The sequence below is a fragment of the Streptomyces sp. NPDC127119 genome (assembly GCF_042677425.1).
Lineage (GTDB): Bacteria > Actinomycetota > Actinomycetes > Streptomycetales > Streptomycetaceae > Streptomyces.
Window position 1 is genome coordinate 21,640 of the sequence record NZ_JBHXTO010000103.1, and the last position, 10,713, is coordinate 32,352.

General features: G+C 71.4%; 8 protein-coding genes. 3 read left to right on the top strand and 5 right to left on the bottom strand.

What is annotated here, in order from left to right; all coding sequences use genetic code 11:
* Positions 1-5 precede the first annotated feature (5 nt).
* Both ACFVH5_RS32055 and ACFVH5_RS32060 read right to left on the bottom strand, forming a co-directional pair.
* Positions 6-1,073, bottom strand: a complete 1,068-nt coding sequence (locus tag ACFVH5_RS32055) for an ABC transporter substrate-binding protein (protein ID WP_385837219.1) — start codon at positions 1,071-1,073, stop codon at positions 6-8.
* Positions 1,074-1,435: 362 nt separating this feature from the next.
* Positions 1,436-2,677, bottom strand: a complete 1,242-nt coding sequence (locus tag ACFVH5_RS32060) for an ROK family protein (RefSeq protein WP_385837220.1) — start codon at positions 2,675-2,677, stop codon at positions 1,436-1,438.
* 498 nt (positions 2,678-3,175) lie between these two features.
* Between ACFVH5_RS32060 and ACFVH5_RS32065 the strand changes: the two genes are divergently transcribed.
* A complete protein-coding gene (locus ACFVH5_RS32065) occupies positions 3,176-3,757 on the top strand; it encodes a biotin transporter BioY (protein WP_384813807.1) in 582 nt (193 codons plus the stop codon).
* On the opposite strand, the gene ACFVH5_RS32070 is transcribed toward ACFVH5_RS32065, so the two are convergent.
* Together ACFVH5_RS32070 and ACFVH5_RS32075 are read right to left on the bottom strand one after the other, a co-directional pair.
* Positions 3,741-5,150, bottom strand: a complete 1,410-nt coding sequence (locus tag ACFVH5_RS32070) for an FAD-binding oxidoreductase (protein ID WP_385837221.1) — start codon at positions 5,148-5,150, stop codon at positions 3,741-3,743. The two genes, ACFVH5_RS32065 and ACFVH5_RS32070, sit on opposite strands and share 17 nt — an antisense overlap.
* Positions 5,151-5,283: 133 nt before the next feature.
* Positions 5,284-6,054 (bottom strand): LPXTG cell wall anchor domain-containing protein, encoded by a 771-nt coding sequence (locus tag ACFVH5_RS32075; protein WP_385837222.1) that lies wholly within the window; start codon positions 6,052-6,054, stop codon positions 5,284-5,286.
* Positions 6,055-6,294: 240 nt separating this feature from the next.
* Between ACFVH5_RS32075 and ACFVH5_RS32080 the strand changes: the two genes are divergently transcribed.
* A complete protein-coding gene (locus ACFVH5_RS32080; protein ID WP_385837224.1) occupies positions 6,295-8,289 on the top strand; it encodes a protein kinase in 1,995 nt (664 codons plus the stop codon).
* A 116-nt stretch (positions 8,290-8,405) separates the two neighbouring features.
* Here the strand turns inward: ACFVH5_RS32080 and ACFVH5_RS32085 are convergent, their stop codons facing one another.
* Positions 8,406-9,878, bottom strand: coding sequence for an amino acid permease (locus ACFVH5_RS32085; protein ID WP_385837225.1), 1,473 nt, complete (start codon positions 9,876-9,878; stop codon positions 8,406-8,408).
* Between the two features lie 244 nt (positions 9,879-10,122).
* Here ACFVH5_RS32085 and ACFVH5_RS32090 point away from each other — a divergent pair, with 244 nt between their 5' ends.
* Complete coding sequence (locus ACFVH5_RS32090) at positions 10,123-10,608, top strand: ribose-5-phosphate isomerase (RefSeq protein WP_384813796.1); 486 nt, start codon at positions 10,123-10,125, stop codon at positions 10,606-10,608.
* The last annotated feature ends 105 nt before the right edge of the window (positions 10,609-10,713 follow it).

Here is a 10,713-nt window from a genome sequence, read left to right on the forward strand (position 1 = left end):
CGCGCTCACTTCCGGTACTCGGCGGAGACGGCTTTCGCCGCGATGCCCTCGAAACGGCGGTCGAACAGTGAGTCGACCTCGAACCCCTTCACGAAGCCGCCCTCGGCCAGCAGGTCCGCGGTCTCCTGCTCCCACTTCACTGCCTCGTCCCAACTCGGCGGGAACAGCGGCTTGTTGGCCAGCTCGGTAATCGCCTCCGCCTGCGCGAGGCTGAGATTCTGCGTCTTGACGTAGAACTCCCTGTTCCAGTCGTCGGGGTGCTCGTACGCCCACACCTGGCCCTTGGCCCACCGCGGGATGTACGCGGCGACCGCGGCGGCCTTCGCCCTGTCGGCCAGCACGGAGGTGGGCGCCCACAGCAGGCTGAGGAGGTCCACGACGTCGGTGGGGATGGTGTGGGCGCCCTTGGACCCGTACTGCTTGAGGTAGGCGGGCGACTGGCTGTTGGCGAGCGGGGCGATGTCGACCTGGCCCGCCTGGAGCGCGGTGAGGAACTGGTTGCTGGTCAGCGGCACCAGATCCACGTCGTCGTACGCCAGCCCGGCCTGCTTGAGCGCCCGCAGCAGGACGACTCCCTGGGCCTGGCCCTGCGAGAAGGCCAGCTTCTTCCCCTTGAAGTCCTTCACGGACTCGATGTCGCTGCCGGGCCTGGTGGCGAAGAGGTAGTTGGGCTTGCGGGTGATGTTGATCGCGACGATCTTGGCGTCGTAGCCCTGGTAGTGCGCCTGGATGGGCGGGATGCCCGCGTTGTTGGCGACGTCCAGGGACTTGGAGCGGAAGGCGTTGATGACGTCGGGACCGGCGCCGATGTTCGCCCAGGAGGACACCTCGAACGGCAGGTCGGTCAGCCCCGCGAGCTTGAACTGCAGCTGCTGGACGCCCTGATAGGAGGAGATCTTGAGGCTCGTACCCGAGGGGACTTTGTCGGCCAGCGGGGCGGTCGCCGCCCTTTCGGCCCCGCTGTCGGCGGCGCTGCTGCCCGCGCAACCGCTGAGCCCGGCAGCGGCGGCGGCGCCGAGCAGGGAGGAGAGGAAGAGCCGCCGGTCGACTCCGGACGCGGACAGAGGTGGCATGGGAGGACTCCCTGAATTCATGGGGCGGTGCACGGGGCCGTGCTGCGGCGGACGGCGGGAGGGTGCGCGAAGAACCCGGCGGGGTGCGGCCGGGGAGGGTGGGACACGCGGAGGAGAGGTGCGCAGGAGCGGGACGGCACACGGGACAGCACACACGCGCGGTACGCGGCGGGAGGCGCCGGACGGACGCGGAGAGACGCGGAGGACGCGGAGGACGCGGACGGAACGGATCGTCAGCGCGTCGACGTGTCAACGCTTCGGTGTGTCCACGCTCGGGTGGGTCAACAACAGAAGGTGCGGCAGCTCATGGACATGATGCTCCTGGCCTGGTGCGACGCCTGTCAACATTCGGATTTTCTGAATTAAATAGGTCCCGGTGAAGAGGCCGAGGAGACCGAAGAGGCCCGGAGCCTGCCCGGGGACACGGCGAGCGGATCCCGGTAGAGCACGTCCAGGGCCACCGAGCCGCCCGCGACGGCCAGCACCGAATCCGGGAAACTGGTCGGCGCGACGGCCGCCGCCCGGCCGGGCCCGACCTCCTCGCGCAGCGCGGCGAGGCAGTCCTCCCGGTGGATGGCGCCCACCTCGGTGACGACGACCGTGTCCGGGTTGAGCACGTCGAGCAGCAGCCCCACGGCCCGCCCCGTCATCCGCGAGCGGTGCAGCAGCAGACGTACGGCGTCCGTGTCGCCGCCCGCCGCGGCGGCCAGCACGTGCATGGGGTTCGCGCTGCAGACGACCCCCGCCTCCCGGGCCCGCCGGCACAGGGTCCGCTCGCTCAACTCCGCCTGCAGGCAGCCGGTCCGGCCGCAGTCGCAGCGTTCCGTGCCGCCCACGAGCGGCAGATGGGCGATCGATCCCGCCTGGGAACGGGGACCGTGATGGACCTCGTCATGGGTGGCGAACGCGGCGTCCACGACGTTGCCCGCGAACAGGTGCAGCAGGCTCAGCCCCTCACGCGCCACCGCCCCGAACAGCCGCTCCCCGTTGACCAGCGCCCGCGCGTGGCCGTCCACATGGACCGGCAGACCGGTGTACGCGTGGATCACCTCCCGCACGGGCACGTCCCGCCAGCCGAGCAGCGGATGCTCCACGACGGTCCCGGAGTCCCGGTCCACCCAGCCGCCGGCCGCGAAGCCCACGGCGAGGGGGGTACGGCCCCGGGCGTCCGTCAGCAGGGCCCGCAGCCCGGCGGCGGCGCGCGCGAGGACCCGGGCCGGTTCGGGGGCGGTGCCGTCATGACTCAGCCGGCGCTCGGCGACGACCCGGCCGCGCAGGTCCAGCAGGGCGACCGTGGTGTACGGCACCGCCACGTGCACGCCGCCCACGACGAACCGGGAGCCGTCCAGGTCGACCGGTACGTGGGGGCGGCCGACCCCGTTCGACCGGCGCGGTCCGGGTGCCTCCCGGATCAGGCCGAGCGAGATGAGCCGGGCGCAGTGGTCGGTGACCGAGGCCGGGGAGAGGCCGGTCAGCCGGGCCACGGTGCTGCGGGCCACCGGGCCGTGGTCCAGGACCGACCGCAGGACCGCGCTGGCGCTGGTCCTGCGCCGGTCGCTGTCGACTGCGCCCGGACGTACGGGTGCGAGGGAGGAACTGGGCATGGAGAACTTCCTCGGGGAGGGTCCGACACTGCGCCGACGTCTGTCTCGTCCAGGCGGGCCGGAATCCCTCCGCGCTCGCCTCAGTGGTGGCGACAGGTGGCCGTGCCCTGGCGGCGCAGGTCGACGTATCGACGCGACGCGAAGTTCTCGGCTTGGGGAACCATGCGACGAGGGTAGGCGCTACACCCCCACCGAGCCAGGGCGTCACCGCCTCGGGCCAGGTACCTGGGGGCGCGGGGAACTGCGCAAAGGGGGGCGAGGGGGCGCAGCCCCCATGCGGTGACGGGAAGGGTAGGGGCGGCGGGGGCGAGGAAACCCCCCGCCGGATCACACCCCCTCCGTGACCAGCATCACGCCCCCACGGGTGTACGGCCCACCCTTTGTCGAAGGTGCACCAACCCCCGCCGACCCCCTTGTCGACCACTGACGGAGATCGACGCGACCCCCCTGGGATAGCGTCACGAACGACCCCCGCCCTCACCCCCCGCCGGAGCCCCGATGACCACCGCCGTCGCCCAGACAACCCCGCGCCAGGTCCTCGCAGACCTCCTCCCCGCCTCCCGCGTCAGGGACATCGCACTCGTGGCGGGCGGCGCCGCACTCACCGGCCTCGCCGCCCAGATCGCGGTCCCGGTCCCCGGCTCCCCGGTCCCGGTCACCGGCCAGACCTTCGCCGCCCTCCTCGTCGGCACGGCGCTCGGCGCCGGCCGCGGCCTCGCCTCCCTCGCCCTGTACGCGCTGCTCGGCCTCGCCGGTCTGCCGTGGTTCGCCGAGGGTTCCTCCGGCGCCACCGCCTCCTTCGGCTACATCCTCGGCATGCTGCTCGCCGCGACCGCCGTGGGCGCCCTCGCCCGCCGCGGCGCCGACCGCTCGGTGGTCCGCATGGCGGGCGCGATGCTGCTGGGCGAGGCGATCATCTACGCGATCGGCGTCCCGTACCTGGCCGTCGTCGCCGACCTGACGACCGCCCAGGCCGTGGCGGCGGGCCTGACCCCGTTCCTCATCGGCGACGCCCTGAAGGCCGCCCTGGCGATGGGCGTGCTCCCGGCCGTCTGGAAGCTCGTCAGGCGCGAGAGCTGACCGCCGCCACGCCGTAGTTCCTGCGGAAGAGGTTCGCCGGGTCGTACGCCGACTTCAGACCGGCGAGCCTTTTCCGCGTCCGGGGGTCGTACAGCTCCCGCGTCCCACGAGCGTCCGCCCCACCCGCCTCACCCGCCCCATCCGTTCCACCCGCTCCGTACGCGAAGTTCAGTGCCCGCCCGATCGTCCACGGCTCGACCGTCGCGAGGGCCCGGTGCAGCAGTTCCCGGGCCGGACCGTCGACGCCCCCGAGGACCCGTACGAGGAAGCGGCCCTCGCGATGCGGTACGGCGTTCGGCCGTGGCCGGGCCAGCGCGCCGCCCAGGTGGTTGACCTGGACGACGTACATCGAGGGCGCGTCCGGGCCGGTCAGTGCGAGGAGTTCGCCCACGGCGTCCACGGCGTCCTCGTCCAGCGCGCCGAGCACCGCGCTGTCCCCGTGGTACGCGTGGGGGAGGTCCGGGTCGGAGTGGATCGTGCGGCTCTCGGCGTACGGCATCTCGCGCAGCGAGTCGGCGAGCACCGGGCCGATCCCGCGCAGCGGGGCGACGAGCCGTTCGCCGTCGGCGGCGGTGCCGGTGTACGCGACGCGCACGGAGAGCACGTACCGCCCGCGCAGGTGCGGCGGCAGCGCGGGCACGTCCGGGTAGGGCACGGCCGCGAACGACGAGGTCAGAGCGTCCGGGACGGTCGCCGTCCAGCGCTCGTACGCACGCAGCGCCGCCACCGGATCCACCGCGAGCCCGTCGAAGGCGAGCGACCCGCCGTACAGCCGTGCCACCGGTACGAGGCCGATCTCCAGCTCGGTCACCACCCCCAGGTTCGCCCCGCCGCCGAGCAGCCCCCAGAAGAGCTCGCCGCCGTCGGAGGGTTCGGCACGGGCGGCGCTCACGTGCCGGAGGCGTCCGTCCGCCGTGACGACGTCCAGGGAGCGGACGTGGTCGGCGGCGTACCCGAACTCCCTCGCCAGGATGCCGAGTCCGCCGCCCAGCGTGTACGCGACGGCCCCGACGCCGGGCGCGGAGCCGTTCAGCGGCGCGAGCCCGTACGGTTCGGCCGCCTCGACCACCTGCCGCCAGGTGACCCCCGCCCGCACCCGGACCGTGCGCGCCCGCGCGTCGACCGTCACCGCGGCCATCCGGCGCGTCGTGATGAGCACCCCGCCCTCGGCGTCGCCGGGCAGCCCGTGCCCGGTGGCCTGGACACCGACCGGCAGCCCCTCGGACGCCGCGTACGTCACCGCGGCGACCACGTCCTCGGCGGACCGGGCGGCGAACACGGCGTCGGGCCGCAGCGTGAACCCGGTCTGGAAACCGCCCAGTTCGTCCTCGTACCCGGGGTCACCGGGCACGAGGACGGTACGGCCGGGGCTGATGAAGTCCTGCAGACTCACGGGGGGACGTCCTTCGCGGTCGAAGCGCACTCGAAGCGCTGCCGGTTCGCTGACGGACGTCATGCTGACGGGATTACCTGACACCCGCCGTCAACATTTCCCGCGACTCCGCGACCCCGCGACCCCGCCTTCGTCAGGACTCGCTCCGTCCCTCGCGTCGCTGTGTCCACCACAGACCCGCCACTCCCGCGGAGATGAGCGCGGCGCCCGCCGCCCCGAGCGGCAGCATCTGCTCCGCCGGACCGGTCCTGGGCAGTTCCTTGCCGCCGGACTTGTCGCCCGACGCGTCCCCGGAGTCACCGGGCTTGTCGCCGCCCGGGGTGACGGGGCTGTTGTCGGTGCCGAGCAGGAGAGGTGTCGCCGGAGCGTTCGGCGAGGGGTTGTTGGCGCCGAACGGGACCGGGCCCTGCTGCCAGAACGTCTTCTTGCCGTCGGCGTCCTGGACGGGCAGGCAGATCTTGCCCTCCTTCTTCAGATCGAACGTCGCGTCCACCGCGTACGACGTCGACTTGCCGGCGGCCAGACCGTCGATGGCGCAGGCGAAGCCGCTGTTCGATCCCTCGGGAAGATCCTTCTCGGCGATTTCCGAACACCCCTTGACGCTCTTGACCGAGAGGCCGTCAAAACCGACCACGAGCAGTCGGATCGCACCGCTGTCCTTTGTTCCCCCGTTCTTCACCGTGGCGGTGATCGCCGTCTTCTGCGAACCGTTGTCGACGCTGATCTTCTCGGGCAGAGAGGTCGTCAGCTTGACACCCGCGGGGGCTTCGTCAACGGCCTTTCCCCCTTTGTCGCTCATCGGTCCCGGATCGTCCGCCCCGGCGGAGAAGGAAAGGATCATCACCGCCGAGAAAGATGCGGTGAGCAGCGATCCTGTGGCGATCGTCCTACGACGAGAACTCATGTTCGTCCCCCTTGTAACCCCGTGACTGCGCCTGAATTCGCAGTACTTGAAGAGGTACCACAAGATTTCTCCGCACTATGCTGGTGCGGCACAAAGTTGTGGCCATTGTGCTTCTTTGCGGTTCTTCTGTGGCGGGTGTTGAAGGGGGGCATGGGGGTGCCGGAAATAACGAGGGGCGGTATTCCGGGATTGCTGGTTACAGGTCGATACCGGTTGGTCGAGAGTATTGGACAAGGGGGAATGGGGCGGGTGTGGCGGGCCGCCGACGAAACGCTCGACCGGCAGGTCGCCGTCAAGGAGATGCGCATAGACGGCATGGACCAGGAGGACGCCAGGACCCGCCGCGAACGGACCCTGCGGGAGGCCAGGGCGACCGCCCGGATCGACCATCCCAACGTGGTGCGCGTGTACGACGTCGTGGACGAGGGCGAGCGCCTGTGGATCGTGATGGAGCTGGTCGACGGCCGCTCCCTCGAACGGGTCGTGGCGGAGGACGGGCCGCTGAGCCCGCGCGCCACGGCCCGGATCGGCCTCGAACTGGTGGCGGCGCTCGACCAGGTGCACGCGGGCGGTGTCCTGCACCGGGACATCAAACCGGGCAACGTCCTGATCGAACGGCGGGCCGGCCGGGTCGTCCTCACCGACTTCGGTATCGCCGCCATCCAGAACGCGGAAGCCCTCACGATGGCGGGCATGCTGGTCGGCTCCCCCGACTACATGGCACCCGAGCGCGTCTCCGGCCGCCCGCAGGGCCCGCCGTCCGACCTCTGGTCCCTGGGCGCCACCCTCTGCGCGGCGCTGGGCGGCCGTTCCCCGTTCTCCCGCGCGACGACCCTCGCGACCCTGCACGCGGTGCTCTACGAGGAGCCCGAGATCCCCTCCGCGGCGGGGGAGGGCGAGTTGCGGGACGTACTCACGGCCCTGCTGCGGAAGGACCCCGCGGACCGTCCCGCGCTGGAGGAACTGGCCGCACTCCTCGGCCCGGCCGCGGACGGCACGACGGCGGCGCTCACGGTCACGGTCCCCGGCGGCGGGGAGCCGACTCCGGAAGCCACCCCGGCAGCGACCCCGGCTGCGACACCGGAGCCGGGACCGGAACCGGGAACGGAAGCCGAGCCGGAGGTACAGCCGGAACCGGAGCCCGGGGAACCGGCGGCCACCGGCACCGCGGAAGCGCCCGAGTCCTCCCCGGCCGGGGAGCCCCCGCCGTCCGAGCGCCCGACCCCCCTGTACGTACGCATCCCGCCCCTGGAACCGGTGGAGGACGCCGTACCGGCCGGGCACACCCGCACTCCGGAGGCACCCGCCCCCGAACCACCCCCCGAGGTGGAGAACACGTCCTCGGAAGCCCCTCCCGAGGGCACCCCGGAGATCCCGTCCGAGGGCGCCACGCCAGGGCAGGCGCTCCGCGCGCCCGGCGTCCGGCCGGAGCGGCAGGAGCCACCGACGCCGACGCCGACGCAGGCGGAGCTGCCGCAGCCGCCGCACTCGCCGCAGCCGTCGGTGTCGGAGCCACCGGTGGCGGTGGTGGAGTCGGAGCAGGAACGGAACGCCGGGCTGCCCACGGGGTCCCGGACCGACCCGACCCCGCCCGCAGCGCCGCCCACCGGAGACCGGACCCATGGCCTCCGCGGCCTCCGGGGCCGGAAGGGCCTGATCGCCGCCGTGGGCGTGGTCGTCGCCGGGGCACTCGCCGCCCTGCTCATCCCGATGCTCGGCGGCTCGGCCGACGACAAGGACAAGGCGGGCCCGTCCTCGTCCGGCGTCAAGGGGAGCAGCCCCACCGTCGCGGGCACCGCCCGCCCGCCGAGCCTCCCGGCGGGCTCCCGCACGGAGGCGGGCCTGTACGCCTGGGCGCCGCCCGACGGCTGGGACCGGGTCGTGCAGAGCGGCGCCGAGGTCCACTACACGTCACCGGACCGCAAGCAGGAGATCCTGGCCAACGCCTCCCCGGCCCGCGGCGATCTCATGGACCAGTGGAGGAAGACGGAGGAGACCACGAGCAAGGGCCTCGACTACCAGCGGATCCGGCTGGAGGAGACCACGTTCCGGGGGGCGCCCGCCGTCGTCTGGGAGTACACGGTCACGGCCAAGGGGCTGCCCTGGCACGCCCGGCTGCTCGGATTCGACGCCGACGGCAAGTCGTACGAGGTCACCACCTGGTACCACCCGGACGTGGAGGACCGGGCACTGCGCGTCTACGAGAACATCAAGAAGAGCTTCACACCCCTGTGACCGCGCTCTCCGCACACGGCACTCTCCGCACACCGCACACGACGGCGCCTCCGCGGAAGAGACCCGCGAAGGCGCCGTACGAACCAATGGTTGTCGTGGGGGTGTGGGGACAGCCGCTAGACCTGCTCGGTGTCAGCGGCGTCCGACGACTCCCGCAGCCGGCCGGCCTTCCCGCGCCGCAGCTTCTCCATCACCAGCGAGATGCCCACGACCACGGCGGCCACCAGCAGGGACAGCAGTACGGTCTGGCGGCCGTCGTGCTCGGTGTCGGTGAGCATGTAGCCGAGGACGAAGACGATCAGCGCGATCGTCGCCCACGTCAGATACGGGTACAGCCACATCCGTACGACCAGCTTCTCCGGCGTCTCCCGCTCGATGATCTTCCGCATGCGCAGCTGCGAGAGACAGATGACGAGCCAGACGAACAGGGCGACCGCGCCGGAGGAGTTGACGAGGAAGAGGAAGACCGAGTCGGGGAACTCGTAGTTGAAGAACACGGCGACGAAGCCGAAGGCGACCGACGCGAGGATCGCGGTCATCGGGACGCCACGGCCCGTGGTGCGGGCGAAGGCCTTGGGCGCGTCACCGCGCCGGCCGAGCGAGAACGCCATGCGGGAGGCCGTGTAGAGGCCGGAGTTGAGACAGGACAGGACGGACGTCAGCACGATGAACTTCATGATCTCGCCGGCGTTGGCGATACCGAGGGAGTTCAGGGCGGCGACGTACGAGCCGTCCTTCTGGATGGACTCCGAGTCCCACGGCAGCAGCGTGACGACGACGAAGATCGAGCCGAGGTAGAAGACGCCGATCCGCCAGATGACGCTGTTGGTGGACTTGGTGACGGCGCGCTGCGGGTTCTCGGACTCGCCGGCCGCGAGGGTGGCGATCTCGCTGCCCATGAAGGAGAAGACGACGAGCAGGATGCCGGTGAGGATCGAACCGGGTCCGTGCGGCAGGAAACCGCCGTGCTCCGTGAGGTTCCCGAGCCCGGCACTGTCGGTGTCGGCACCCGGCAGTACGCCGAAGACCGCGAGCCCGCCGATGACGATGAAGGCGCCGATGGCGACGACCTTGATCCCGGCGAACCAGAACTCGAACTCGCCGTACGAGCCGACGGAGCCGAGGTTCGTCGCGGTCAGCACGAGCATGACGATCAGCGCCCAGCCCCACTGCGGCACGGCCGGGACCCAGCTCTCCAGGATCACCGCGCCCGCGGTGGCCTCGATCGCGAGCACGACGACCCAGAAGAACCAGTAGAGCCAGCCGATCGAGAAGCCCGCCCAGCGGCCGAGCGCCCGGTCGGCGTGCGCGGAGAACGAGCCCGAGGTCGGATTCGCGGCGGACATCTCGCCGAGCATCCGCATCACGAGGACGACCATGGTCCCGACGAGGGCGTACGAGAGCAGGATGCCGGGGCCCGCGGTGGCGATACCGGAGCTGGAGCCGACGAAGAGACCGGCACCGATGACCCCGCCGATCGCGATCATCGACAGATGCCGGTTCTTGAGCCCGGCCTGGAGTCCGCCGTCGGGTTCTCCGGGACCTTCGGGGCCGTTACCGGCCTTTGTCAGGGTCGGCTGCGAGGCCATGGGGGGATTCCTTTGCGCCGGGGACTGTGGGGACCGTGGGGAGTGCGGGTGGGGGGTGGGGCTCGGCGAGCCGGTCCAGTGAATCCCAGGTGAATAGATTCGTGAACCTTTGAATCCAGATCGTTACTTGAGGTTTCTCTGAGGTTCTATAGGGTTACCGGCGCTTTTCCGCCACTCGCCCCGGAACGTTTCCTGCGCCTGCCCCGACGGGGCCGATCCGAAACGGCCGTGTCACACTCGGACCATGCGCGTGTACCTCGGCTCAGACCATGCCGGTTTCGAACTCAAGAACCACCTCGTCGAGTGGCTCAAGTCAGCCGGGCACGAGCCCGTCGACTGCGGGCCCCTCATCTACGACGCCCAGGACGACTACCCGCCGTTCTGCCTGCGTGCCGCCGAGCGTGCCGCGGCCGACCCCGAGGGTCTGGGCATCGTGATCGGCGGGTCCGGGAACGGCGAGCAGATCGCCGCGAACAAGGTCGCGGGGGTGCGGGCGGCTCTCGCGTGGAGCGTGGAGACGGCTGCGCTCGGGCGGCAGCACAATGACGCCAACGTCGTGGCCGTCGGGGCGCGGATGCACTCCGAGGAGGACGCGACGAAGTTCGTCGAGACCTTCCTGAACACGCCGTTCTCGGGCGACGAGCGCCACATCCGCCGCATCGACATGCTGGCGTCGTACGAGACGACCCGGGAGCTGCCCCCGATCCCGCCGCACCACCCGCAGGGCTAGCCCACCCGTCACTGCATGGGGGCTGCGCCCCCTCGCCCCTAGGCATCCCGGACCCCCGGTCCTCAAAACCCCGACCGGCGGAAACATATTAAACCCCAGCGGCGG